18 protein-coding genes and 1 riboswitch are annotated in these 24591 nt (G+C 76.8%); of the genes, 11 read left to right on the plus strand and 7 right to left on the minus strand.

Translation table 11 applies throughout. From position 1 onward, the window contains the following. Nucleotides 1-41 precede the first annotated feature (41 nt). Nucleotides 42-127: riboswitch (ZMP/ZTP riboswitch) on the plus strand. Nucleotides 128-177: 50 nt separating this feature from the next. Next, nucleotides 178-1497: a serine hydroxymethyltransferase gene (gene glyA, locus ACUN9U_RS15630; protein WP_445485937.1), complete on the plus strand. Its 1320-nt coding sequence runs from the start codon at nucleotides 178-180 to the stop codon at nucleotides 1495-1497. After that, a complete protein-coding gene (locus ACUN9U_RS15635; RefSeq protein WP_445485938.1) occupies nucleotides 1497-2387 on the plus strand; it encodes a bifunctional methylenetetrahydrofolate dehydrogenase/methenyltetrahydrofolate cyclohydrolase in 891 nt (296 codons plus the stop codon). Before glyA ends, ACUN9U_RS15635 begins: the two co-directional genes overlap by 1 nt. A gap of 86 nt (nucleotides 2388-2473) precedes the next feature. On the opposite strand, the gene ACUN9U_RS15640 is transcribed toward ACUN9U_RS15635, so the two are convergent. The 5 genes from ACUN9U_RS15640 to ACUN9U_RS15660 form a co-directional block, all read right to left on the minus strand. Continuing rightward, nucleotides 2474-4177, minus strand: a complete 1704-nt coding sequence (locus ACUN9U_RS15640; RefSeq protein ID WP_445485940.1) for a glycoside hydrolase family 13 protein — start codon at nucleotides 4175-4177, stop codon at nucleotides 2474-2476. Continuing rightward, entirely contained in the window at nucleotides 4174-5289 is a 1116-nt protein-coding gene (locus ACUN9U_RS15645; protein WP_445485941.1) for a CDP-glycerol glycerophosphotransferase family protein, read from the minus strand. Before ACUN9U_RS15645 ends, ACUN9U_RS15640 begins: the two co-directional genes overlap by 4 nt. Before the next feature lie 119 nt (nucleotides 5290-5408). Beyond that, nucleotides 5409-6872, minus strand: a complete 1464-nt coding sequence (locus tag ACUN9U_RS15650) for a metallopeptidase TldD-related protein (RefSeq protein WP_445485942.1) — start codon at nucleotides 6870-6872, stop codon at nucleotides 5409-5411. After that, nucleotides 6869-8437 carry a TldD/PmbA family protein gene (locus tag ACUN9U_RS15655; protein ID WP_445485943.1) on the minus strand — a complete coding sequence of 523 codons (1569 nt, stop codon included), beginning with the start codon at nucleotides 8435-8437 and terminating at the stop codon, nucleotides 6869-6871. The genes ACUN9U_RS15650 and ACUN9U_RS15655 overlap by 4 nt, the downstream gene beginning before the upstream one ends. Nucleotides 8438-8571: 134 nt before the next feature. Next, complete coding sequence (locus ACUN9U_RS15660) at nucleotides 8572-9804, minus strand: GAF domain-containing protein (protein WP_445485944.1); 1233 nt, start codon at nucleotides 9802-9804, stop codon at nucleotides 8572-8574. A gap of 211 nt (nucleotides 9805-10015) precedes the next feature. On the opposite strand from ACUN9U_RS15660, the gene ACUN9U_RS15665 reads away from it, so the two are divergent. Then, nucleotides 10016-11944 (plus strand): flavin-containing monooxygenase, encoded by a 1929-nt coding sequence (locus ACUN9U_RS15665; RefSeq protein WP_445485945.1) that lies wholly within the window; start codon nucleotides 10016-10018, stop codon nucleotides 11942-11944. After that, a complete protein-coding gene (locus ACUN9U_RS15670) occupies nucleotides 11944-13005 on the plus strand; it encodes a 2,3-butanediol dehydrogenase (RefSeq protein ID WP_445485946.1) in 1062 nt (353 codons plus the stop codon). The genes ACUN9U_RS15665 and ACUN9U_RS15670 overlap by 1 nt, the downstream gene beginning before the upstream one ends. 77 nt (nucleotides 13006-13082) lie before the next feature. Here ACUN9U_RS15670 and ACUN9U_RS15675 read toward each other — a convergent pair whose 3' ends face one another. Next, a complete protein-coding gene (locus ACUN9U_RS15675; protein WP_445485947.1) occupies nucleotides 13083-13790 on the minus strand; it encodes an NAD(P)H-binding protein in 708 nt (235 codons plus the stop codon). Between the two features lie 37 nt (nucleotides 13791-13827). After that, a complete protein-coding gene (locus ACUN9U_RS15680) occupies nucleotides 13828-15855 on the minus strand; it encodes a penicillin-binding transpeptidase domain-containing protein (RefSeq protein WP_445485948.1) in 2028 nt (675 codons plus the stop codon). A gap of 84 nt (nucleotides 15856-15939) precedes the next feature. Here ACUN9U_RS15680 and ACUN9U_RS15685 point away from each other — a divergent pair, with 84 nt between their 5' ends. The 7 genes from ACUN9U_RS15685 to ACUN9U_RS15715 all read left to right on the plus strand — a co-directional run bounded on the left by ACUN9U_RS15685 (nucleotide 15940) and on the right by ACUN9U_RS15715 (nucleotide 24577). After that, nucleotides 15940-16410 carry an SRPBCC family protein gene (locus ACUN9U_RS15685; protein ID WP_445485949.1) on the plus strand — a complete coding sequence of 157 codons (471 nt, stop codon included), beginning with the start codon at nucleotides 15940-15942 and terminating at the stop codon, nucleotides 16408-16410. Nucleotides 16411-16500: 90 nt separating this feature from the next. Next, the gene (locus ACUN9U_RS15690) at nucleotides 16501-17325 is read left to right on the plus strand and encodes an exodeoxyribonuclease III (protein ID WP_445485988.1); all 825 of its coding nucleotides are present in this window, start codon (nucleotides 16501-16503) and stop codon (nucleotides 17323-17325) included. A 92-nt stretch (nucleotides 17326-17417) separates the two neighbouring features. Next, complete coding sequence (locus ACUN9U_RS15695) at nucleotides 17418-17843, plus strand: hypothetical protein (protein WP_445485950.1); 426 nt, start codon at nucleotides 17418-17420, stop codon at nucleotides 17841-17843. A 99-nt stretch (nucleotides 17844-17942) separates the two neighbouring features. Continuing rightward, nucleotides 17943-19826: an N-acetylglutaminylglutamine amidotransferase gene (locus ACUN9U_RS15700; protein WP_445485951.1), complete on the plus strand. Its 1884-nt coding sequence runs from the start codon at nucleotides 17943-17945 to the stop codon at nucleotides 19824-19826. Further along, nucleotides 19826-21577 carry an N-acetylglutaminylglutamine synthetase gene (gene ngg / locus ACUN9U_RS15705; RefSeq protein WP_445485952.1) on the plus strand — a complete coding sequence of 584 codons (1752 nt, stop codon included), beginning with the start codon at nucleotides 19826-19828 and terminating at the stop codon, nucleotides 21575-21577. The genes ACUN9U_RS15700 and ngg overlap by 1 nt, the downstream gene beginning before the upstream one ends. A gap of 71 nt (nucleotides 21578-21648) precedes the next feature. Beyond that, on the plus strand, nucleotides 21649-23247 hold the full coding sequence (locus ACUN9U_RS15710; RefSeq protein ID WP_445485953.1) for a methyl-accepting chemotaxis protein: 1599 nt from the start codon (nucleotides 21649-21651) through the stop codon (nucleotides 23245-23247). Between the two features lie 112 nt (nucleotides 23248-23359). After that, a complete protein-coding gene (locus tag ACUN9U_RS15715; RefSeq protein ID WP_445485954.1) occupies nucleotides 23360-24577 on the plus strand; it encodes an osmoprotectant NAGGN system M42 family peptidase in 1218 nt (405 codons plus the stop codon). Nucleotides 24578-24591 lie beyond the last annotated feature (14 nt).

Here is a 24591-nt window from a genome sequence, read left to right on the forward strand (position 1 = left end):
CGGGGTGAGGGGGTCGACCCCCGGGCGGGGGCGGTCTACGCTGGGCCGGTCGCGACTGGCGAAGGTGGGCAACCACCGGGGAGCGGCGGGGAAGCAGCCGATCGGGTCGTCCGCCTGGGCCCGCTCGCCACGAGTGCAGACCGCCCGCAGACCGCCAGAACCCGCGAGGAGCGCCCCGTGACGCAGACCGCCCTGCCCGCCCAGTCCCTCACCGACGCCCCGCTGGCCGAGGTGGACCCGGAGATCGCCGCCGTGCTCGACGGCGAGCTGCGCCGCCAGCAGGACACCCTCGAGATGATCGCGAGCGAGAACTTCGCCCCGCGCGCGGTCCTGCAGGCGCAGGGGTCGGTGCTGACCAACAAGTACGCCGAGGGCTACCCGGGCCGGCGCTACTACGGGGGCTGCGAGCAGGTCGACATCGCTGAGGAGCTCGCGCGCGACCGCGCCAAGGCCCTCTTCGGCGCCGAGCACGCCAACGTGCAGCCCCACTCCGGCGCCACCGCCAACGCCGCGGTCATGCACGCGCTCATCCGCCCCGGCGACACCATCCTCGGCCTGGAGCTGGCGCACGGCGGGCACCTGACGCACGGCATGAAGGCCAACTTCTCCGGCCGCCTGTTCGACGTGGCCAGCTACGGCGTGGACCCCGAGAGCTTCCTCGTGGACATGGACGTCGTGCGCCGGGTCGCGCTGGAGCGCCGCCCCAAGCTCATCATCGCCGGCTGGTCGGCCTACCCCCGCCACCTCGACTTCGCCGCCTTCCGCGAGGTCGCCGACGAGGTCGGCGCCCTGCTCATGGTCGACATGGCGCACTTCGCCGGCCTGGTGGCCGCCGGGCTGCACCCCAGCCCGGTGCCCCACGCCGACGTCGTCACCACGACGGTGCACAAGACGCTGGCCGGCCCGCGCTCGGGGCTCATCCTCAGCCGCGCCGAGCACGCCAAGAAGATCGACTCCGCGGTGTTCCCCGGCCAGCAGGGCGGCCCGCTCATGCACGTCGTCGCCGGCAAGGCGGTCGCCTTCAAGATCGCCGCCAGCGAGGCGTTCCGCGAGCGCCAGGAGCGGACCCTGGAGGGCGCGAAGATCATCGCCGACCGGCTCATGCAGCCCGACGTCGACGCCGCGGGGGCCTCGGTGCTCACCGGCGGCACCGACGTCCACCTCGACCTGGTGGACCTGCGCCGCTCCGAGCTCGACGGCCAGCAGGCCGAGGACCGCCTCCACGCGGCCGGCATCACCGTCAACCGCAACGCCGTCCCCTTCGACCCGCGCCCGCCGATGGTCACCTCCGGCCTGCGCATCGGCACCCCCGCGCTGGCCACCCGCGGCTTCGGCGCGAGCGAGTTCACCGAGGTCGCCGACATCATCGCCGGCGCGCTCGACCCGCGGGCCGACGTGGCGCCGCTGCGCGAGCGCGTCCGCACCCTGACCGAGGCCTTCCCCCTCTACCCCGAGCTGCCCCCGGCCAGCGCCGCGCCCGCCGGCGCCGGCGCCTGATGCCGGCGCAGCTGCTCGACGGCAGGGCCGCTGCGGCGGCGGTCAAGGCCGACCTGCGCGAGCGGGTGGCGCGCCTGGCCGCCGCCGGGCTGCGCCCGGGCCTCGGCACGGTGCTGGTGGGTGAGGACCCGGGCAGCCAGGTCTACGTCGCCGGCAAGCACCGCGACTGCGCGGAGGTGGGCATCACCTCCCTGCGCGAGGACCTGCCCGGCGATGCGACCCAGGCCGACGTCGAGGCCGCCGTCGCGCGCCTCAACGCCGACCCGGCGTGCACCGGCTTCATCGTGCAGCTGCCGCTGCCGGAGGGGCTCGACGAGCAGCGGGTCCTCGAGCTCGTCGACCCCGCCAAGGACGCCGACGGGCTGCACCCCACCAACCTGGGGCGCCTCGTGCTGCGGCTGTCCGGGCCGCTCGACTCACCGCTGCCGTGCACGCCGCGGGGCTGCCTGGACCTGCTGGAGCGGGCCGGCGTGCCGCTGCGCGGCGCGCACGTCGTCGTCATCGGGCGCGGCACCACGGTGGGGCGCTCGATCGGGCTCCTGCTGACCCGGCGCGGCGTCGACGCGACCGTGACCCTGACGCACACCGGCACCGAGGACCTCGGCGCGCACGTCCGCCGCGCCGACGTCGTGGTGGCCGCCGCTGGCTCGCCGCACCTGGTGACCGCCGACGTGGTCAGGCCCGGTGCCGCCGTCCTCGACGTGGGCGTCACCCGCGTCCTGGACGGGGAGACGGGGAAGACCCGCCTCCTGGGCGACGTCCACCCCGACGTCGCCGAGGTCGCCGGGCACCTGTCCCCGAACCCCGGTGGCGTGGGCCCGATGACGCGGGCGCTGCTGCTGGCCAACGTCGTGGAGTCCGCCGAGAGGGTGCTCGCCGCCCGCTCCTGACCCCGGCCCCCGTCCGTGATCATGGTCCCCCGCACGCGGGAGGTGCCCCCAGATCGGCCACCCCGGCGGTGGCCGATCGCCCATGATCACGGGGAGGTGGGGGAGGGGCGCCACCAGGCGGTGGTGTCCGGAGGCAGGACGACGGCGGGCCCGCCCGACCGGCCGGCGTCCTGCCCGGTGCTGGAGAGCTCCGGGCGGGAGGTCAGCAGCACCTCGGCGCCGGCGGGCAGCTGCGCCGGCCCGTCGAAGGCCACCCAGCAGCGCAGGTCCTCCCCGGCCGCTCCGCGGCGGCGGAAGGCCAGCACGGCGGCGGGCGCGTCGTCGTCCCACTCCAGCGGCCCGGCGCCGGCCCACAGCCGGCGGCGCAGGGCGAGCGAGGCCCGGTACAGCGACAGCACCGAGCCCGGGTCGCCCTCCTGCACCGCGACCGCGAGCCGCCCCCAGCCCTGCGGCTGGGGCAGCCACGTGCCGGCGACCGGCTCGGCGCCCGTCCACGGCAGCGGGACGCGGCACCCGTCGCGGCCCGGGTCGGTGCCCCCGGAGCGGTGGAAGATCGGGTCGACGCGGGCGGCGGCCGGCAGGTCCTCCACCTCCGGCAGCCCCAGCTCCTCGCCGAGGTAGACGTAGAGCACCCCGGGCAGCGCCGCCACCAGCAGGTGCGCCGCTCGCGCCCGCCACCGGCCGAGCTCCAGGTCGGGCACCGAGTGCGGCCACCGGGCCCGCTCCCACTCGTTGCCGCCCTTCTCCTCCGGCTGCTCGCGGGCGTACCGGGTCACCTGGCGCACGACGTCGTGGTTGGTGAGCACCCACGAGCTCGGCGCGCCCGAGGTGGCCGAGAACGCCAGCTCGCGCTCGACGACGCGGCGCCACGGGCCCTCGCGCCAGGCCACGTGCAGCGGCTCGAAGGCGAACGCGGAGTGCAGCTCGTCGGGGCGCACGTACAGCGGCAGCCGCTCGCGCCGCGCCACCCACGCCTCGGCCACGAAGACCCGCGGCGGGTCGTAGGAGTCGGCCAGCGCCCGCCAGGCGCGGTAGACCTCGTGCACCTCGTCCTGGTCCCAGCCCGGGTGGGCCTCGGTGCGCCGGTCGGCGCCCTCGGCGTCGGGCAGGCCGGGCGCCTTGGCCAGGCCGTGCGCGACGTCCACGCGGAACCCGTCCACGCCCCTGTCGAACCAGAACCGCAGCACGCCGAGCAGCTCGGCGCGCACCTCGGGGTTGCCCCAGTCCAGGTCGGGCTGCTCGGGGGCGAACAGGTGCAGGTACCACTCGCCCGGCTCGCCGGTGGCCGGGTCGAGCGAGCGGGTCCACGCCGGCCCGCGGAAGGAGGAGTCCCAGTCGTTGGGGGGCTCGGTGCCGCCCTGTCCGCGCCCGGGCCGGAAGAGGTAGCGCGCCCGGGCCCGCTCGTCGCCGGCCAGGGCCGCGCGGAACCACGGGTGGGCGTCGGAGGTGTGGTTGGGGACGACGTCGAGCAGCACCCGCATCCCCAGCGCGTGCGCCTCGTCGACGAAGGCCTGCGCCTCCTCCAGCGTCCCGTAGGCGCTGTCGACGTCGCGGTAGTCGGCGACGTCGTAGCCGGCGTCCACGCCCGGGGAGGGGTACCAGGGGTTCACCCACACCGCGTCGACGCCGAGCGCCGCCAGGTGGCCCAGGCGCGCGCGCAGGCCCGCGAGGTCGCCGACCCCGTCGCCGTTCCCGTCGGCGAAGCTGCGCAGCAGCACCTGGTAGACGACCGCCGTGCGCCACCAGCCGTCCTCCGCGGCGGCCCGGGCGCCGGTCTCCGCGCGGCTCACGAGGCCGGGCCGAAGAAGGCGTCGAGCACCCGCTCGGTGGCCCGGCCGTCCTCCAGCGAGCACCACCGCTCGCGGAACGCCGCGTACTGCGCCTCGAACGCCGCGGCCACGCCCGGCAGGTCGCCCAGGGCCTCGGCGAGCTCGTGCGGCTGCGCCAGCAGGGGACCGGGCCCCTCGCTGCGCAGGTCGAAGGTGAACCCGCGCAGCACGTCGCGGTACCTCTCGAGGTCGTGGGCGTAGAGCACCACCGGGCGCCCGGTGACCGCGAAGTCGAACATCGCCGAGGAGTAGTCGGTGACCAGCGCGTCGGCCGCCAGGTACAGCTCGGCGACGTCGGGGTAGGCCGAGGCGTCGACCACCCGCGGGTCGCGCGAGAGGGTGAGCCGGTCGGCGACGTAGTAGTGCAGCCGCAGCACGAGCACCACGTCGTCGCCGAGGGCGTCGAGCAGCTCGGGCACGTCGAAGCCCAGCGGCAGGTCACCGGTGCCACCCGCCTCGTCGTCGCGGTAGGTCGGGGCGAGCAGCACCGCGGTTGCGCCCTCGGGGATGCCGAGCTGGGCGCGCACGGCGCCCCGGCGCTCGCCGGCGTCGGGGGCCGACAGCACGTCGTTGCGCGGGTAGCCGGTCTTGAGCACCTCGCCGTCGTAGGCGAACGCCTCCCGCAGCAGCCGCGTGGCCTCCGGGCTGGGCGTGACGAGCGCGTCCCAGCGGGCGATGTCGGCGTCGAGCTCGGCCAGCACCTCCTCGGCGGGCAGCCAGGCGGCGCTGCGGTGGATGCGCTTGAGCGGCGTGCCGTGCCAGGTCTGCAGGAAGCGCGGCCCGCCGCCGGGGCGGCCGGTCGGCCAGGGGTCGAGGGTGATGTGGCAGTTGGCGACGACGACGTCGGCGCTGGCGAGGGCCTCTTCGCACGCGGCGCTGCGGACCGGCACGGTGCGCACGCCCTCGGGGAAGGCGCTCGCGTGGCGGGGGTCGGCCATCCACACGTGCTCCCAGCCGGCGGACTCGTCGAGGCCGCGGGCCAGCAGGCCCTCGTGCAGGGCGCGGGGGTTGTCGGCGTAGCGGCCGTTGAAGGCGTTCCACACGACGGTGGTCGCGGCGGTGGCGGGTGGCACCCCGCGATGCTGCCCTGGTGGGCCGGTGACCGCTCCGCCAGCCCCCTCCTCCTCCCGTGATCATGGGCCTCCGCCACCCCCGGGGGTGGCGGAGGCCCATGATCACGGTAGGAGGAGGGTCAGGTGGCGGCGCCGCCGGTGACCTTCCAGGAGGCCAGCCGCAGCGCGGGGACGACGACGCGCGCGGTGCCCGCCGCCCCGAACGTGAGCGCCCGCGGCAGCGCCTCGGCCTCCGACCCGACGGTCACCGCCCCAGGAGCCAGCGCCTCCAGGTAGGACTGCGTGAAGCGCAGCACGCCCACCGGTCCGACCACCTCGCCGTCGCGCACGAGGAAGGTGCCGTTGCGCGTCAGGCCCGTCCACACCGACCGCTTCGCCTCGGCCAGGCGGGTGTACCAGAGGTCGCACACGAGCAGCCCGTGCTCCAGGCCCGCCACGAGGTCGTCCACCGAGCCCCCGCCGCCGGGGGAGAGCACCGGGGCGTGGGCCACCGGGCCCCAGGTGTCGCTGGCGTCGTGCGCGCCCGCCGTCGCGGGGAGCCCCGGGTGGCGGGTCCCCAGCGCCGCCGCGGTGCGCCGGTCGGTGGTGACGGCCTGCGGCACGCCGTCGCGCACGAGCTCCGTGCGCCGGGCGGGGGTGCCCTCGGTGTCGAACGGCAGGGCCGTGGAGGCGGGGTCGAGGGGGTCGTCCAGCAGGGTCAGCGCGGGGTCGAGCTGCTGCTCGCCCAGGCGCACCCCGCTGGTGCCCTCCACGAGGCCGCGCCCGCTGAAGGAGGAGCTCAGCAGCCCGGCGACGACGTCGAGCACCGCGGAGGCCTCCAGCACCACCGGCAGCTCACCGCGCCGCAGCGGCTGGGCGGGAGCGGCCTGCGCCCGCGCCCTGCGCGCGGCGCGGGCGCCGAGGGCGGCGGCGTCGAGGTCGGCCAGCGAGCGGGCGGCGGCCCGGCCGACGCCGTCGGCGCGGAAGGACGCGTCTCCTGCGCGCCCGGGGGCGCCGTCGAGGGCGGGGGCGGGCAGGGCGCGGGCGATGCCGTCGACCACGGCCCCCGTGGACGCGGCGCGGGCGTGCAGCCCGGCGGTGTCGGCGACCGCGCTGGTCAGCAGCGTCGTCTGGGCGTAGCCGGCGGTCTCCAGGCCGCCGGCCGCCTCGACGAACGCGGCCACGAGCGCGGCGCGCTCGGCCGGGCCGGCGCCGGCGGTGGCGTCGTCGGGCCCGGCGCCGGTGGCCGCGGGGACCGGTCCGGTCAGCCCGGGCCAGGTGGCGTCGCGCGGGCTCAGCCGCGCGGCGGCCAGCGCCGCGGACACCAGGTCCGCGAGCGCCGTCGTCGTCGTCCTCGTGGTGGAGACCGACGCGCTGCGGCCGCCGTCGAGGGCCACGCGCAGGTGGACGGTGGTCCTGTCGTCCTCGGTGTTCTGGTGGATCCCGGACCCGGCGAAGCGGGTCAGGGCCAGGCGGTGGTGGTCGGCGCGGACGGTCGCCTCCACCGGCCCGGCGGCCGCGCCGCCCTGCTCGCGGACCTCGCCGAGCACCCTCTCGACGACGGCGTCCAGGTCGTGCCGGCCACCCGTGCGCTGGGCGCTCATCCGCGCACCCCCACCCGCACGCCGGTGAACCGGGCGGGGGCGGCCCCGTGGCCGGTGTGCCCGACCTGGCCGGGCTGGCCCTTGCCGCAGTTGGGCGTGCCCCAGGCGCGCCACTCGCCGGGCTCGCGGCCGGCCAGCATGTCCAGGCTGTTCCAGAACACCGGGCCGGTGCCCGTGTAGGAGGGGTTGCGCAGCATCCGGCCGCGCTTCCCGGCCTTCACCTCCCAGCCGACCTCGCAGCCGAACTGGAAGTCGAGCCGCTTGTCGTCGATCGACCAGGAGCGGTTGTGCTCCATGAGCACGCCGTCGTCGGTGGCGGCGATGATCTCCTCCAGCGAGTGCGGCCCGGGCTCCAGGCCGACGTTGGTCATCCGGACCATGGGCAGGCGGCCGTAGCCGTCGGCGCGCACGGAGCCGGCGTGGTCGTAGCCGGCCAGCGCCGCGGAGTCGCGCCCGGCCAGCACGCCCGTCCAGATGCCGTTCCGGACGGCGTCGCGCGGTGCGGCGGGCGTGCCCTCGTCGTCGTACCCGAAGGAGCCGAGCGCCCCGGGGATGGTCGGGTCGATGGTGATGGTCATGAGCTCGGAGCCGAAGCGCAGGTCGCCGAGCCGTGACAGGTCCAGCCAGGAGGTGCCGGCGTAGGCGGCCTCCCACCCGAGGATGCGGTCGAGCTCGATGGCGTGGCCCACCGACTCGTGGATCTGCAGGCTCATCTGCTCCCCGCCGAGCACGAGGGTGGTCTCCCCGCTGGGGCACAGCGGCGCGGTGAGCAGGGCCGCGGCCTCCTCGGCGATGCGGTCGGCGTGGGCGGGCAGGTCGAGCTCGTCGACCAGCTCCCAGCCCCGGGTGCCGTACTGCCCGCGGAAGGCGGGGTAGGAGCGGCGCTGCACCTCGTGCTCGCCGAGGGCCAGGCAGTGCATGCCGGCGCCGGTCTCACGCACGTGCTGCCCCACGCGGGCTCCCTCGGAGGAGACGTAGGCGGTGCGGGTGTCCCACGCCGCCGACAGGGCCTCGGCCACGCCGATGGCGGGCCCGCCGGCCTGCTTCATCGTCCGGGTCACGCCCACGAGGAGGTCGGCCTTCTCGGCCAGGGAGACCTCGAAGGGGTCGCGCGCGCAGCCGCTGGCCCAGCCGCCGCGCTGCGGCGGGACCGGCAGCAGCTCGACGCCGCGCTGACCGGCGCCCGGCGCGCGGACCGCGGCGCTGGCCCGGGCGACGGCGACGGCGCGCTCGCCGGTGGCGCGGGCGTCGCGCTCTCCGGTCGGGTCGGCCAGTGCGGCGAAGCCCCAGCCGTCACCGACCAGCGCCCGCACGCCGAGGCCGGCCTCGGTGGTCTGGGACAGCTGGCGCAGGTCGCCGTCGCGGGCGGTCAGCGCCTCGTGGCGGCGGTCGACCACGCGGGCGTCGGCGAAGCGCGCGCCCGCGGCGAGGGCGGCCTCGACGGCGGCCGCGGCCAGGTCGAAGGCTGCCGAGGGGACGGCGGCGGGCGGGTCAGCGGTGGCGGTGGGCGGCGGCGTCGCCGTGGTCGAGCCGGCGGGGCCGGACGGGCTGGCTGTGCTGAGCATCGCGCTCCACCCTGCCCCCGCGGTCCCGGCGCGGCACCCCCGCCCCCACCCGCACGCCCACCGTGATCATGGCCGATCGGCCACCCGGCGAGGTGGCGGACCCGGGGGCACCTCCCGCGTGCGGGGGACCGTGGTCACGGAGGGGGGAGGGTGGTGCAGGGGACGGCGAGCCGGTACGGCTGGTGGGCCAGCAGCGGGCCGAGGGCCCGCCGCAGCCGCGACAGCTCGGCCCGCACGGTCACCGTGCGGCCCGCGTCGCCGAAGACCTCCGCCGCCAGCTGCGCGGCGCTCAGCCCCTCCGGGTGCGCCGCCAGCGCCGCCACCAGCTCCGCGTGCCGCGGGGTGAGCCGGTGCTCCCACGCGCCGTCGTCGCCGGCGACCCGCAGCCGCGCGGGGCGCGAGCGCAGGTCGAGGACCACCGACGCGGCGCTCCCGCCCTCGCCGTCCTCGACGCCCCCGCCTCCCGGGCGGCCCGCGGGCCGCAGCAGCCACCCGCCCGGCAGCGCCTCGGCGCTCCAGCGGCCCAGCGCGGGCAGCCACAGCTCACCGGGCTCCAGCCCGGCCGGCAGCCACACCCGGCCCGGCACGTCCACCCCGCGCGCCGCCGCCGTCGCGCCGTCGGGGGCGACGACGACGGCGGGCCCGCCCACGCGCGCCAGCACCGGACCCGCCACCTCGCGCAGCACCGCCAGGCGGGCGTCGGACTCGGCGCGCAGCTCCAGCTCCACCAGGCGCGCGACGGCGTCGACCAGCGAGACCGTGCTCTGGTGCACGGTGTGCGCGGGCCCCGACAGGTCCACGACGCCCAGCGGCGCGCGGGTGACGGGGTCGTGCAGCGGCGCCGCCGCGCACGTCCACGGGGTGTGCGACTCGGCGTAGTGCTCCGGGCCGAAGACGTGCACCGCCTCACCGGTGACGATCGAGGTGCCGATGGCGTTGGTGCCCACGCTGGACTCGTCCCACGCCGAGCCCTCGACGAAGCCGAGCCTGTCGGCGCGGTGCCGCACGTCCGGGCCGCCCTCGCGCCACAGGACCCGGCCCTCGTCGTCGGCGACCACCATGATCTGGCCGGCGGCCTCCGCCGCGGGCAGCAGCCGCGTGCGCAGCAGCGGCATGAGGGGCTCCAGGCCGCTGGCGGCGCGGCGCCGGGCGAGGTCGCCGCCGCCCAGCGGGGGCACCTCGGGCGCGTGGCCGGGGTCGAGCCCGCGCCGGCGCGCCCGCCGCCACGACGCGCCGATCACCGTGCGCACCGCCTGCGGCGGCTCGGCGCCGGACAGCGCCCGCAGCCTCACGCGGTGCAGCGCCCGGGCGTGCTCGCGCGGGTCGCTGCCGGCGGGCAGCGCGCTCTGGCCAGCGGTGTGCGTCACGGGACCTCCGGTGCGGCGCGCCAGCTCCTCCTCGACCCGGCCGCGCAGCAGCACCAGCCTGGGGCCGGGGGCCGCCGCGCGTCCAGGGGCTGCACGCGGGGCTGCAACCCCCGCTGCAACCCCTGCGCCGCGCACCGCGGCAGGAGCAGCCTGCCGGTGTCGCCGCCGGCAGCGGAGCCGGCGGCAGCCCACCCCCGGGAGGCGCTCACCGATGAGCCAGACCCTCGACCGCCCCGAGCTCGACGTCAGCGAGCAGGCCGCCCCCGCGGCACCGAGCGCGCAGCAGCGCGCCGAGGCCTGGCTCGCCGCCTTCGAGGAGGCGCTCGGGCGCGCCGACGCCGACGTGGTCGCCGCGCTGTTCGCCACCGACTCCTACTGGCGCGACCTGGTGGCCTTCACCTGGAACATCACCACCGCCGAGGGCCGCGGCCAGGTGGCCGAGCGGGTGCGCGCCACGGCCGAGCGCACCGGCGCCCGCGGCTTCGCGACCAGCGAGCCCGCCGCCGACGCCGCCGCGCCGGACGGCCGCCCGACGGTGGAGGCGTGGATCACCTTCGAGACGGCGGTCGGCCGGGGCAAGGGCCTGCTGCGGCTCGTGGAGGAGGACGGCGACGACGGCGCCCGGCACGACGTGGCGTGGACGCTGCTCACCACCCTGCACGAGCTCAAGGGCTTCGAGGAGCACCAGGACGGCCGGCGCCCGCGCGGCGCCGAGCACGGCGTGCAGCGCGACAGGTCCAGCTGGCGCGAGCGCCGGGAGGCGAGCGTGGAGGGCTGGGGGAAGGACCGCCAGCCGCACGTCCTCGTCATCGGCGGGGGACAGGGCGGCATCGCGCTCGGCGCGCGCCTGCGCCAGCTGGAGGTGCCCGCGCTCGTCGTCGACGCCCACGAGCGGCCCGGCGACCAGTGGCGCGGCCGCTACAAGAGCCTGTGCCTGCACGACCCGGTCTGGTACGACCACCTGCCCTACCTGCCGTTCCCGCGCAACTGGCCGGTGTTCGCGCCCAAGGACAAGATCGGCGACTGGCTCGAGATGTACGTGCGGGTGATGGAGGTGGACTACTGGGGCTCCACCCGCGTGGTCTCCGCCGCCCGCGACGAGGAGTCCGGCACCTGGGAGGTCCACCTCGAGCGCCGCCACCCAGCCGCCGACGGGACCGGTGAGCAGACCGAGCACCTCGTCCTGCGGCCCACCGAGCTCGTGCTCGCCACCGGCATGTCCGGCAAGCCGAACGTCCCGTCCTTCCCCGGCGCCGAGACCTTCCAGGGCGACCAGCACCACTCCAGCGCCCACCCCGGCCCCGACGCCTACCGCGGGAAGAAGGCGGTGATCATCGGGGCCAACAACTCCGCGCACGACATCGCCGCCGCCCTGTGGGAGCACGGCGCGGAGGTGACGGTGGTGCAGCGGTCCTCCACGCACATCGTCAGGTCCGACTCGCTCATGGAGGTGGGGCTGGGCGCGCTGTACTCCGAGGAGGCGCTCGCGAACGGCGTCACCACGGAGAAGGCCGACCTCGTCTTCGCCTCGCTGCCCTACCGGATCATGCACGAGTTCCAGATCCCGCTGTACCAGGAGATCGAGCGGCGCGACAGGGACTTCTACGACCGGCTCGAGGCCGCCGGGTTCTGGCTGGACTTCGGCGACGACGGCTCGGGCCTGTTCATGAAGTACCTGCGCCGGGGCTCGGGCTACTACATCGACGTGGGCGCCAGCGAGCTCATCGCCGACGGCAGCGTGGCCGTGGTGCACGAGCCGGTGCGCGAGCTGGTCGAGGACGCCGTGGTGCTCGACGACGGCACGCCGGAGGGGAAGCGGCTCCCGGCCGACCTGGTCGTCTACGCCACCGGGTACGGGTCGATGAACGGCTGGGCGGCCGACCTCATCTCCCCGGAGGTCGCCGACAGGGTCGGCAAGGTGTGGGGCCTCGGGTCGGACACCACCAAGGACCCCGGCCCGTGGGAGGGCGAGCAGCGCAACATGTGGAAGCCCACCCAGCAGGAGGGGCTGTGGTTCCACGGCGGCAACCTGCACCAGTCGCGGCACTACTCGCTGTACCTGGCGCTGCAGCTCAAGGCTCGCTACGAGGGGCTGGACACCCCGGTGCACGAGCTCGCGCCCGTGCACCACACCCGCTGATGCGGGCCGCGCGCTGGCACGCCCGCGGCGACGTGCGCGTGGAGGAGGTGCCCGATCCCGAGCTGGTGCCCGGGTCGGTGGCCATCGACGTGGCCTGGTGCGGCATCTGCGGCACCGACCTGCACGAGTACACCGAGGGGCCGATCTTCATCCCGCCGCCGGGGCACCCGCACCCGGTCTCGGGGGAGAGCGCCCCGCTGGTCATCGGCCACGAGTTCTCCGGGGTGGTCTCGGCCCTGGGCGACGGCGTGGACGACCTGCGCGTGGGGGAGTCGGTGGTGGTCGAGCCGTACATCCTCCGACCCGGCACCCCCACCGGCGACGACGACAGCTACCAGCTGAGCCCTGACATGAACTTCATCGGGCTCGGCGGGCGCGGCGGCGGGCTGGCCGAGCGCATCGTGGTCGAGCGCCGCTGGGTGCACCCCGTCGGCGACGTCCCGCTGGACCAGGCGGCGCTCGTGGAGCCGCTCGCGGTGGGCCACCACGCCTACCGCCGCAGCGGCGCGCGCGCCGGCGACGTCGCGCTGGTGGGCGGCGCCGGGCCGATCGGGCTGCTGCTCGCGGCGCTGCTCCAGGCGGAGGGGCTGAGGGTGCTGCTCACGGAGGTCAGCGAGGCCCGCAAGGCCAGGGCTCGCGACACCGGGGTGGCCGAGGAGGTGCTCGACCCGCGGGAGGGGTCCGTGGCCGAGCGGGTCCGCGAGCTCACGGGCGGGCGCGGCGCTGACGTGTGCTTCGAGTGCTCCAGCGCCCAGCCGGTGCTCGACACGCTCATCGACGCCGTCAAGCCCGGCGGGGTGGTGGTCAACGTCTCGATCTGGGGCCACCGCGCCGAGCTCGACATCCAGTCGCTCGTGCTCAAGGAGGTCGACCTGCGCGGCACCATCGGCTACGCGGGAGACCACCCGGCCACGATCCGGCTGGTGCAGGAGGGCAGGGTCGACCTGGCGCCGTTCATCACCCACCGCATCGGTCTGGACGAGCTGGTGGACGTCGGCTACGACACCCTGCTGCACCGCACCGAGACGGCGGTGAAGATCCTCGTCAGCCCCACCTCCTGACACTCCCTCGTGATCATGGGCGACCGGCCACCAGGTGGCCGACCGCCCATGATCACGGTCGGAGGGAGAGCCAGGCGTCAGGCGGCGGGGGCGGGGGTGAGGGAGCGGGCCACGGCGGCGTCGACGGGCTCGTCGCCGGCCATGACCTCCAGCACCGGGCCCTCCTCGGCCGGCAGCAGGGAGGTCGCGCGCAGCAGCGCGGCGAGCACCGCGGCGACGTCGTCCCGGGAGACCTGCCCGCGCGGCAGGGAGCGCTCCAGGGAGACGGTGCCGGTGCCCGGCTCGTCGGTCAGGCCCCCCGGACGCAGCACGGCCAGCTCGAAGGCGCCCGAGGAGGCCCGGGCGAGCAGCTCCTCCTCGGCGGCGAGCTTGGCGCGCAGGTAGGCCGTGAAGACCTCGTCGACCCCCTCGGGCGCCGCGCCGTCGCGCACGGCGTCGACCCCGTAGGAGCTCACCAGCACGTAGCGGCCCACGCCCGCCGCCTGCGCGGCGTCGGCGAGCAGCACCGCGGCCGCCCTGTCGACGGTGTCCTTGCGCTCCACGCCGCTGCCCGGGCCCGCGCCCGCGGCGAAGACGACCGCGTCGGCGCCGCGCACGGCGCCCGCCACCTCCGCCACCCCGGCGGACTCCAGGTCGACGACGACGGCGCGCGCGCCGTCCGCCTCGACGTCCGCGGCGTGGTCGGGGTTCCTGATGAGGCCCACCACCTCGTCGCCACCGGCGACGAGCAGGCGGGTGAGGCGGCGGGCGATCTGCCCGTGGGCTCCGGCGACGGCGACGATCACCCGGTCAACCCTGCCCCGGCGGCCGCGCTCCCGCCTCTCAGGCGAGGGCCCGCAGGAAGGCCTCGGCCACCGGCACCGCCGTGCTGCCACCGCTGGCGCCGTCCTCCACGAGCACCGCGAACGCCAGGTCGCCCTGGAAGCCGATGACCCACGCGTGCGTGGGCGGCGGGTCTCCGGAGCCGTACTCCGCCGTGCCCGTCTTCGCGCTCACGGGGGCGCCGGGCACGTCCGCGAGCGCGCTGGCGGTGCCGGAGGTGGCCACCTGGCGCATGAGGTCCCGCACGACGGCGAGGCGCGCCGCGTCCGGCTGCGGCGCTGCGCCGGCCGGGGCGTCGGCGGCGTCGGGGGCGGGCGCCGGGTCGAGCACCAGCCGCGGCGCCGTCCAGCTGCCGCGCGCGATGGTCGCGGCGGCCACCGCCATCGCCGCGGGGCTGGCCAGCACCGTGCCCTGCCCGATCGAGGCAGCCGCCCGGGCGACGTCGTCCTCGTCGGCGGGCACGGACCCGGTGAACGCGCTGACGCCGAGCCCGGCGTCCCAGCCGCCCCCGAGGCCGAGGGAGGCCGCCGCGGTCGGCAGGTCCTGGGCGCCCAGGCGCTCGGACAGGGCGACGAAGGCGGTGTTGCAGGACTGGGCGAAGTCGGTGGAGAAGGGGACGTCGCCGAGGGCCCCGCCCTCGAAGTTGCGGAAGCTGCGCCCGTCCACGGTGGCCGTGGCCGGGCAGGGCACCACCTCGGACGGGTCCAGCCCGCCCGCCAGCAGCGCGGTGGTCGTGACGGCCTTGAAGGTCGAGCCGGGCGGGTACTGCCCGTCCAGCGCCCTGTCCGCACCGGTCGCGGGGGTGTTGGCGACCGCGAGCAGGTCACCGGTCGGCACGTCGACGGCCACCAGCGCCGCCGCGGGCTCGGGGTCGCTGCTGCGCGCGGTGGCCAGCGCGCCGTCGGCGGCCTGCTGCACCCGCGCGTCCAGGGAGAGCTGCACGGCCCGCCCGGCCACCGGCTCGGAGGTGAAGAGCGGCCGCGGCCCGCCCTGCCCGCCCTCGGCGGGCACCGCCTGCACGGTGGACCCGGCCGTGCCGGCCAGGCGCTCGTCGTAGGTGCGCTGCAGGCCCGACAGGCCGGTGGTGTCCCCGGCGGCGACCCGCCCGCCGCTGGCCTCGACGAGCTCCTGCGTGGCCGGCCCCACCCGGCCCAGCAGGGCCCGGGCGAACGCCGGGGTGGGCGCCAGCGGCAGCGTCGACTCGCGGAACACCGCGCCCGGCAGCGGGCGCAGCTGGGCGCTCACGGCGTCGTAGTCGGCCCGGCGCAGGGTGATGACGGGCACGAAGGCGTCGGGTGCGGCGCTGGTGACCCGCTCGGCCAGGGCGGCGCCGTCCACGTCGAGCAGGTCCGCCAGCTGCGCGGCCAGCCCCGCGGGGTCGGTCGTGCGGCTGGGCTGCACACCCACCTCCACCACGGGGGAGTCCGCGACGAGCGCCGAGCCGTCGCGCCCCAGCACCTGTCCGCGCGCCGCGGCGGTGCGCTGCAGCGCGAGGCGCTCGCCCGCGGCCAGGGTCGGCTCCACCGCGGAGGGCGCGAAGACGGCCCCCCAGGCGCCGTCGTCGTCCTCCGCGGCGGTGGGAGCGAGCTCGGCGCGGGTGGTCGAGGTCCAGCCCTCCCCGACGTCCCAGGTCACCGACAGCTGGGCGGTGGGCGGCTGCGCGCCGGCGTCCACCGCCGTCACGGCGACCCGCGGCCGCAGGCCGTCCATGCCGGCGACCACCGCCGCGTACTGCTCGGCGGCCTCGGGCGCCGGCGCGCCGGCGGCGTCCACGAGCACCGCGCCGCTGAGGTCACCGGCCGCCATGCCGTCCGCCAGCGCCTGCGCGGCGGTGCGGGCGGCCTCGTCGCGGGCCCGCTCGCGCCCCTGCTGCACGACGACGGCGGTGGCGGCCCCGGCCGCCACGAGGGCCGCGGCCACCCCGGAGGCCACCAGCGCGGTGCGCCCGCGGGGACGCCGGCCGGCGCCGGGCCGGCGCTCGCGTCGGGCGGGGTCGGCGGCGGGGTCGGCGGCGCGTCGTCCGGGCACCCGGCCAGTCAACACGGCCACCCGGGCGCCGCGACGGGCTTCGCGGGCACGTGTGGCCCGCGCCCGCAGGGGTAGGGAGGACTCATGACCACCGTGACGAAGAGCATCGACGTCGACGTCCCCGTCCGCCGCGCCTACGACCAGTGGACCCAGTTCGAGTCCTTCCCTGCCTTCATGGGCGGCATCGAGTCGATCCGCCAGGTCGACGACACCCACAGCCACTGGACGACGAAGGTCGGCGGGGTGCAGCGGGAGTTCGACACCGTCATCACCGAGCAGCACCCCGACGAGCGGGTCGCCTGGAAGACCACCGACCCCGACGGCCCCACCCACGCCGGCGTGGTGACCTTCCACCGCCTCGCGGAGTCCCAGACGCGGGTCACCGTGCAGATGGACTGGCAGCCCGAGGGCCTGGTGGAGAAGGTCGGCTCGGCCTTCAACGTCGACGACCACCAGGTCCAGGCGGACCTGAAGAGGTTCAAGGCGTTCATCGAGGACCAGGGCGCCGCCACCGGCGCCTGGCGCGGCGACGTGCCCGCCGGCAACGAGAGCTGACAGCAGCACCGCCCAGGAGGGCCGGTCCCCGAGCGCGGGGACCGGCCCTCCTGGCGTGATCACGGCGTGGGGGAGGATCGGGCGGTGCCCCTGAGCCTCGCCACCGTGAACGTCAACGGCATCCGCGCGGCGGTGCGCCGCGGGATGCCGACCTGGCTGGAGCAGCGCCGCCCCGACGTCCTGGCCCTGCAGGAGGTCCGCGCCGACGACGCCACCCTGGCCGGCCTGCTGGAGGACTCCCTCGGCGGTGGCTGGCACGTGGCGCACGTGGAGCCCACCGACGCGGGCAGCAAGGGGCGGGCCGGTGTCGCCGTCGCCACCCGGCTGCCCGCCGGCGAGCAGCGCACCGCCATCGACGGCCGCTTCGACGGCACCGGGCGCTGGGTGGAGCTGGACGTCGAGACGCCGGCCAGCCCCAGCGGCGTGCTCACCGTGGTGTCGGTCTACGTCCACTCCGGGGAGGTCGGCACCCCCAAGCAGGACGACAAGATGGCCTTCCTGGAGGCCGTCAGCGCCCGCATGGGCGCCCTGCACGCCGCGGCCGAGGCCGGCGGGCCCCAGGCCGTGGTCTGCGGGGACCTCAACATCGCCCACACCGCCCTGGACATCCGCAACGCGAAGGGCAACCGCGGCAAGGCCGGCTTCCTGCCGCAGGAGCAGGCGCACCTGGACGCCTGGGCGGCGCAGGGGTGGGTCGACGTGGCCCGGCACCTGGCCGGCCCGGTCGACGGCCCGTACTCCTGGTGGAGCTGGCGCGGCCAGGCCTTCGACAAGGACACCGGCTGGCGCATCGACGCCCAGTGGGCCACCCCGGGCCTGGCCGGGCGCGCCACCGCCTGCGAGGTGGACCGCGCGGCCACCTACGCCGAGAGGTTCAGCGACCACGCCCCCGTCGTGGCCACCTACGCCGGCTGAGCGGCCCGCTCCGGGGGCCGCCCGGTCCGGCGCGGCGGCGGATGTCGCCCGTCGCTGGGCGCGGCGGCCCCAGCGGGGCTACCGTCGTCGCCATGCCTGAGCGGGCAGCGCGGGGCGGACTGGCGCCGGTCACCCTGCTGGCCGGCGGAGCGCCGGTCGCAGAGCTGACCATGGCGCGCGTCCCGGCCTCGGTCGGGCACGTCCGCCTGCTGGTCGACGACGCGCTGTCCGACCAGGGCGTCACCGACCGGTCGCTGATCGACGCCGCGGTGCTGCTGGCCTCCGAGCTGGCCACCGACGGGGTGCGCCACGGCGCCGGGGAGGACCTCCACGTGGAGCTGTCCCTGGGGCCGCGGCGCGTGCAGCTGACGGTGACCACCGCCGCCGAGCGCCGGCCCGGGGAACCGGTGCCGGCCATCGCCGGTCACAGCCAGCAGCTCCTCGACATGCTCACCAGCGCCTGGGACGTGCGCTGCGGCGCCGGCCAGCGCGTCGCCTGGTACCGCCTGGACCGCTGAGCCACCCGCTGTCCCGGTCCGCCCGGGCGGACCGCCGAGCACGGCGGACATCGCCCGACCGGCTGGCGCTCCCGGCGCGGGCGCGGTTGGGTGCTGGGGGTGTGCGGACTCTCCGGTGAGCTCAGGTTCGACGGCGCCGCGGCCGACGCGGGCGCCGTGCGCTGCATGTCGGAGGTGCTCGCGCCGCGCGGTCCCGACGGCGAGGGGGAGTGGGCCCGCGGCCCGGTGGCCCTCGCGCACCGCCGCCTGGCGATCATCGACCTGTCCGAGGCGGGCGCCCAGCCCATGGTCGACGGGCCGGGGGGCGCCAGCGCCGAGGACGAGCTCGTCGCGGTCTTCAACGGCTGCATCTACAACTACCCCCAGCTGCGCGAGGAGCTGGCGGCGAAGGGGCACCGCTTCCGCTCCACCTCCGACACCGAGGTGATCCTCAAGGCCTACCGCCAGTGGGGCGACGACTTCGTCGACCACCTCGTGGGCATGTTCGCCGTCGTCCTCCACGAGCCCCGCACCGGGCGCGTGGTCATGGCGCGCGACCGGCTCGGCATCAAGCCCCTGTACCTGGCCGAGAGCCGCGGGGCGGTGAGGTTCGCCTCCAGCCTGCCGGCGCTGGTGGCCGCCGGGCGCCGCGACGGGACGCTGGACACGAGCATCGACCCGGTGGCGCTGCACCACTACCTGTCCTGGCACGCGGTGGTGCCCGCCCCGCGCACCGTGCTCACCGGGGTGCGCAAGCTGCCCCCGGCCACCGTGCGCGTCTACGAGCCCGGCTGCGGGCCCGACGGCTTCCGCGACCGCGTCTACTGGCAGCCGACCTACGAGCGCGACCCCGCCAAGGCCGGCTGGTCGGCGCGCGACTGGGAGGACGCCGTGGAGGAGGCGCTGCGCACGGCGGTGCGGCGCCGCCTGGTGGCCGACGTGCCGGTGGGCGTGCTGCTCTCCGGCGGCCTCGACTCCAGCCTCATCGTCGGGCTGCTCGCCGAGGAGGGGCAGAGCGGCCTGGCCACCTTCTCCATCGGCTTCGACGCCGCCGGCGGCCGCGAGGGCGACGAGTTCCAGTACTCCGACGTCATCGCCGCCCACTACGGCACCGACCACCACAAGATCGCGGTCGACAGCCCGTCCCTGGCCGACGCGCTCGGGCACACCGTCGGCGCGATGAGCGAGCCGATGGTCAGCCACGACGTCGTCGCCTTCGACCTGCTGTGCCAGCGGGTCGCGCAGGAGATCCGGGTGGTGCAGTCCGGGCAGGGCGCCGACGAGGTCTTCGCCGGCTACCACTGGTACCCGCCGATGGCGCAGGTGCCGGGGCTGCCGGGCGGTGGCTTCGACGTCGAGGCGGCCACCGACAGCTACGCGCGCGCCTTCTTCGACAGGGGCCCCGACGGGCCCGGCGGGATGGCCTGGCTGGTCGGCGACGGCGTGCTCGACGCGCTGCGCCCGGCGCCCGGCGCGGCCCCGGCCGACCCCTCGCGCGCCTTCGTCGCCGCCCACCTCGGCCGCCCGGGCGCCGCCACGGCCGTCGACGCCGCCCTGCGCCTGGACACCGAGGTGATGCTCGTGGACGACCCCGTCAAGCGGGTCGACAACACCTCCATGGCGTGGGGCCTGGAGGCCCGCGTGCCCTTCCTCGACCAGGACCTCGTGGCCCTCGCCGCCCAGGTGCCCCCGGAGCTCAAGCTCGCCGACGGCGGCAAGGGCGTGCTCAAGGCCATCGGGCGGCGCACCATCCCCCGCGAGGTCATCGACAGGCCCAAGGGCTACTTCCCCGTCCCGGCGCTGACGCACCTGGAGGGCGGGGTGCTCGACCTCGTGCGCGACGCCCTCACCTCCGAGGCCGCCCGCGACCGCGGCCTGTTCCGCGCCTCCGCCGTGGCCGAGCTGCTGGACGCCCCCAACGCCGAGCTGACGCCCCTCAAGGGCAACCGCCTGTGGCAGGTGGGCCTGCTGGAGCTCTGGCTGCAGACGCACGGGGTCCGCTGATGGCGGCCCCCCCGGCGGCGCGCCGCCGCCACCCGGTCGCCGGCCTGCGCACCCGTCCGCGCGGCGGCCACCCGCGCCACGGGACGGACCCCGACGTCGTCCTGGACATGGGCTGGGGCCGGCTGGTGTTCGGCAACACCTTCGCCGAGCCCGGCGGCGTGCTGGAGGCGCTGCGCGACGAGGCCAGCGGCCAGCGCGACATCGCCTGCTACGTGCCCGACCCGCAGGTGCTCGTGGGCACCTCCCCGCACGAGCTGTTCGTCGACCCCTCCTACACCTACCGGCTCGACCTGCACTCCTACCGCCAGCGCCGCGACGCCGTCCGCGACGTCGAGGTCCGCACGGTGCAGGCCCGCGAGGAGCTGGCGCAGGTGAACCGCATCTACGCGCTGGCGCGGATGGTCGAGGCCGACGTGGACGTCATGTGGGCCAACCAGCGCACCCGCACCTTCACCCACCTCGTGGCCCTGGACCGGCGCGCGGGCGGGAGCGCCCGGGTGGTGGGCACGGTGACCGGCGTCGACCACGTCCTGGCGTTCGGCGACCCCGAGGGCGGCGCGAGCCTGTGGTGCCTGGCCGTGGACCCCGACGCCGCGCCGCCGGGCACCGGGGAGGCGCTCGTGCGGCGGCTCGCCGAGCGCTACGCCGCCCGCGGGCGGGCCCACCTGGACCTGTCGGTGCTGCACAGCAACACCGGGGCCATCGCGCTGTACCGCAAGCTCGGGTTCACCCCGACCACGGCCGTCTGCGTCAAGCGCAAGAACCCCATCAACCAGGCGCTGTACTCCCCGCGGCCCTCGGGCCTGGACGAGGTCAACCCCTACGCGCGGATCATCGCCGACGAGGCCCTGCGCCGCGGGCTGCGGGTGGAGGTCACCGACGCGCCGTCGGGGGAGCTGCGGATCTCCTCCGGCGCGCGCAGCGTGCTGACCCGCGAGTCGCTCTCGGAGCTGACCAGCGCGGTGGCGATGAGCCGCTGCGACGACAAGCGCGTCACCTCCCGGCTGCTGGCCCGCGCCGGGCTGGCCGTGCCGCGCGCGGCAGAGGCCACCGGGGACGGCGAGGAGGCGCTGCGCGCCGCGCGCGAGCTGCTCGCCGCCACCGGCGACGTCGTGGTCAAGCCCGCCCGCGGAGAGCAGGGGCGCGGCATCACCGTCGGCGTCACCGACGACGACGCCCTGGTGGCGGCGGTGCGGGCGGCGCTGGCGCACTGCCCGGACGTGCTGGTCGAGGAGCGCGTGGAGGGGGAGGACCTGCGCGTCGTCGTCATCGACCACGAGGTGGTCGCCGCGGCGGTGCGCCGCCCCGCCCAAGTGGTCGGCACCGGCCGGGACACCGTGGCGGAGCTGGTGGCGCGGCACTCGCGGCGCCGCGCGCAGGCCACCGGCGGGGAGAGCACCATCCCGCTCGACGCGACCACCGAGGCCATCGTCGCCGACGCCGGGCACGCGATGACCGACGTCCTGCCCCGCGGGCAGGTGCTGCGGGTGCGCCGCACCGCCAACCTGCACACCGGCGGCACCATCGAGGACGTCACCGACAGGCTGCACCCGGTGGTCGCCGAGGCGGCGCGACGCGCGAGCCGGGTGCTGGGCATCCCCGTCACGGGCCTGGACCTGCTGGTGCCCGACGTCGAGGGGGAGCGGTACGTGGTCATCGAGGCCAACGAGCGCCCCGGGCTGGCCAACCACGAGCCGCAGCCGACGGCGGAGCGCTTCGTGGACCTCCTCTTCCCCGAGACCAGGCGCTGACCGCTCAGGTCCGGTGATCCACAGGCCGAGGGCACGGGGGAAGCCGACCCGAGGTCTCGGAGGACCACACCATGAGCAGGCGCCTGACCGACACCAGCATCACCACGCGGCTCGTGGGCGCCTTCAGCGCCGTCATCGCGCTCTTCGTGACCCTCGCGGCCCTCAGCACCGCCGAGCTCGGCCGGGCCCAGGAGCGGCTCACCGAGGTCGCCGAGGGCGGCGTCGAGGCGCTGATCACCGTCGACCGCGTCTACGCCGGCCAGACCGCCCTCGCCCGCGACCTGCAGGCGCTGCACGTGGCGGTGGTCCGCGAGGGCGCCCGCCCCGGCGGGACCGCGCTGGCGGCCGCCGCGGTGGCCGACAGCGAGCGCGCCCTGGCCGAGGAGTGGGAGGCCTTCCTGGAGGCCGGGCCGGCCGCCCACCCGGTCACCGTCGCGACCGTGGGGCACACCCTCGACGCGTGGGCGGTGGTCCGCCCCGGCGTGCTGGAGGCCGCGGCCGCCGGTGACGCCGCGCTGACCGGCGACCGGCTGCAGGCGACCGGTGCCCTGGTCGCGCTGGTCGGCGAGTTCGTCCTGCAGCTGCAGGACGCCGAGGTGCAGCACGCCGCCGAGCAGCACCGCCTGGGCGTCGAGGCCACCGCGAGGTCCCGCTGGGCGGTGCTGGCCCTGTCCGCGCTGGCCGTGGCCGCCGCCGTGGTGATGGTCGTGGTGCTGACCCGCAGCACCGTCAGGCCGCTGTCGCGGGTGCTGGAGGTGGTCCAGGGGCTCGCGCAGGGCCGGCTCGACCAGCGCACGGGCATCACCGCCAAGGACGAGGTCGGCCGCCTGGCCGCCGCCACCGACGCCTCAGTGGAGCAGCTGGCGCAGGTGGTGCGGGGCATCACCGGTCGCGCGGACGCCGTCAGCGCCGCCTCCGCGGAGCTGGCGGGCGTGGCCGGGGAGCTGTCCGCCGGCGCCGGCGAGTCCGCTGCGCAGGCGCAGGTGGTGGCCGGGGCCTCCCAGCAGATCTCCGCGTCGATGTCGACCATCGCCGCCGCGGGGGAGCAGATGACCTCCGCCATCGGCGAGATCGCCTCCTCCACCTCCACCGCCTCCCGGACCGCCGCCGACGCCGTCGCCACCGCGCACGCCGCGGGCGCCACGGTGGAGCGGCTGGGCACCTCCAGCCGGGAGATCGGCCAGGTGGTCAAGCTCATCACCTCCATCGCCGAGCAGACCAACCTGCTGGCGCTGAACGCCACCATCGAGGCGGCCAGGGCCGGGGAGGCGGGCAAGGGCTTCGCGGTGGTGGCCGGGGAGGTCAAGGACCTGGCCGGGCAGACCGCCCGCGCCACCGAGCAGATCGTGGCCCGGGTGGCCACCGCCCAGGCCGACGCCGCTGACGCGCGCTCGGCCATCGAGCAGATCAGCGAGGTCATCGGGCGCATCGACGCGCTGCAGGCCACGGTGGCCTCGGCGGTGGAGGAGCAGTCCGCGACGACGGCGGAGATGGTCCGCTCGGTCAGCGAGGTCTCCTCCGGCACGCAGGACATCAGCGACGGCATCGCCGGCGTGGCCAGCGCGGCGGGCCGCACCACGGACAGCGCCGGCGCCGCCACGCACACCGCGGACGCGCTCGCGCGCACCGCCCGCGAGCTGCACGAGGCGGTGAGCGCCTTCAGGCTCTGACGCCGTCGGGTCGCCGTCGGGTCGCCGTCGGGTCGCCGTCTGGTCGCCGTCGGGCGTCCTGGCGGCGGCCTCGGCGCGACGCGGCCCGCGGGGCGCCCTAGCGTGGCCGGGCGTGACCGCTGCACCCGCACCGGCAGGCGCTGACGGGCAGCCCCCGCGCGACCTGCCCGTCGACGTCGACCACCTGCGCTCCACGATGCTCGACCTGCTGCTCACCCCGAGCCCGTCGGGACGCACCGACGCGGTGATGCAGCTGGTGGGTGACCACATCAAGGAGCTCGGGCTGCCCTTCGACCTGACGCGCCGCGGGCTGCTGCGGGCGCGCCTGGGCGCGGAGGGCGGCGGCGGTGCGGGGACGGTGCGCCGCGCCGTCGTCGTCCACGCCGACACGATCGGGTGCATGGTCAAGCGGCTCAAGGAGAACGGGCGCCTGGAGGTGGTGCCGGTCGGCACGCACAGCGCGCGCTTCTCCGAGGGCGCGCACGTCACGGTGATGACCGACGACCCCGAGTGCGTCTACACCGGCACGGTGCTGCCGCTGCTGTCCGCGGGGCACGCCTTCGGCGACGACATCGACACCCAGGGCGTCGGCTGGCACCAGGTGGAGGTGCGCATCGACGAGCCCGTCACCGACCGGGAGGGGCTGGAGGCGCTCGGGGTGCAGGTCGGCGACTTCGTCGCGCTCGACGCCGACCCGAGGATCACGCCCGGGGGGTACGTCAAGAGCCGCCACCTGGACGACAAGGCGGGACTGGCGGCGTGCCTGACCGCGCTCAAGGCCCTCGTCGACGCCGGGGTGCGGCCCCGCGTCGGCGCGCAGCTGCTGGTCACCATCGGCGAGGAGGTCGGCTTCGGCGCCACGCACGGCCTGGACCCCGACATCTCCGAGCTCGTCGCGGTCGACAACGCCGTGGTCGCGGCGGGCCAGGCCAGCTCGGAGCACGCGGTCAACGTCGGGATGATGGACATGACCGGCCCGTTCGACTACCACCTCTCGCGCAGGCTGCTGGCCCTGGCCGCCGAGCACGACGTGCCGGTGCGCCGCGACGTGTACCGCCACTACAGGTCTGACGCCGCGCCCGCGCTGGAGGCCGGCATCGAGGCGCGCGCCGCGCTGGTGGGCGCCGGGGTCGACTCCGGGCACGGCCACGAGCGCACGCACCTCGACGGGCTCGTGGCGCTGACGCGGCTGCTGGTGCTCTACCTGCAGACCGACCTCGTGTTCGCCGACTGGGACCGGCACGCCGCCGGGCCGCTGGACGAGTTCCCCTCGGAGTCGGTGCAGCCGGCGCCGCGCGAGCCCGCGCGCGAGGACGCCACCGGCGCCTGACCCGCCCGCCGCTC

It is taken from the genome of Quadrisphaera sp. KR29 (assembly GCF_052644995.1).

Coding starts and splice junctions, on each gene's coding strand:
- ACUN9U_RS15635 (WP_445485938.1), top strand. CDS start 1,497: ATGCCGGCGCAGCTGCTCGACGGCAGGGCCGCTGCGGCGGCGGTCAAG.
- ACUN9U_RS15650 (WP_445485942.1), bottom strand. CDS start 6,872: ATGAGCGCCCAGCGCACGGGTGGCCGGCACGACCTGGACGCCGTCGTC.
- ACUN9U_RS15655 (WP_445485943.1), bottom strand. CDS start 8,437: ATGCTCAGCACAGCCAGCCCGTCCGGCCCCGCCGGCTCGACCACGGCG.
- ACUN9U_RS15665 (WP_445485945.1), top strand. CDS start 10,016: ATGAGCCAGACCCTCGACCGCCCCGAGCTCGACGTCAGCGAGCAGGCC.
- ACUN9U_RS15670 (WP_445485946.1), top strand. CDS start 11,944: ATGCGGGCCGCGCGCTGGCACGCCCGCGGCGACGTGCGCGTGGAGGAG.
- ACUN9U_RS15685 (WP_445485949.1), top strand. CDS start 15,940: ATGACCACCGTGACGAAGAGCATCGACGTCGACGTCCCCGTCCGCCGC.
- ACUN9U_RS15695 (WP_445485950.1), top strand. CDS start 17,418: ATGCCTGAGCGGGCAGCGCGGGGCGGACTGGCGCCGGTCACCCTGCTG.
- ngg (WP_445485952.1), top strand. CDS start 19,826: ATGGCGGCCCCCCCGGCGGCGCGCCGCCGCCACCCGGTCGCCGGCCTG.
- ACUN9U_RS15710 (WP_445485953.1), top strand. CDS start 21,649: ATGAGCAGGCGCCTGACCGACACCAGCATCACCACGCGGCTCGTGGGC.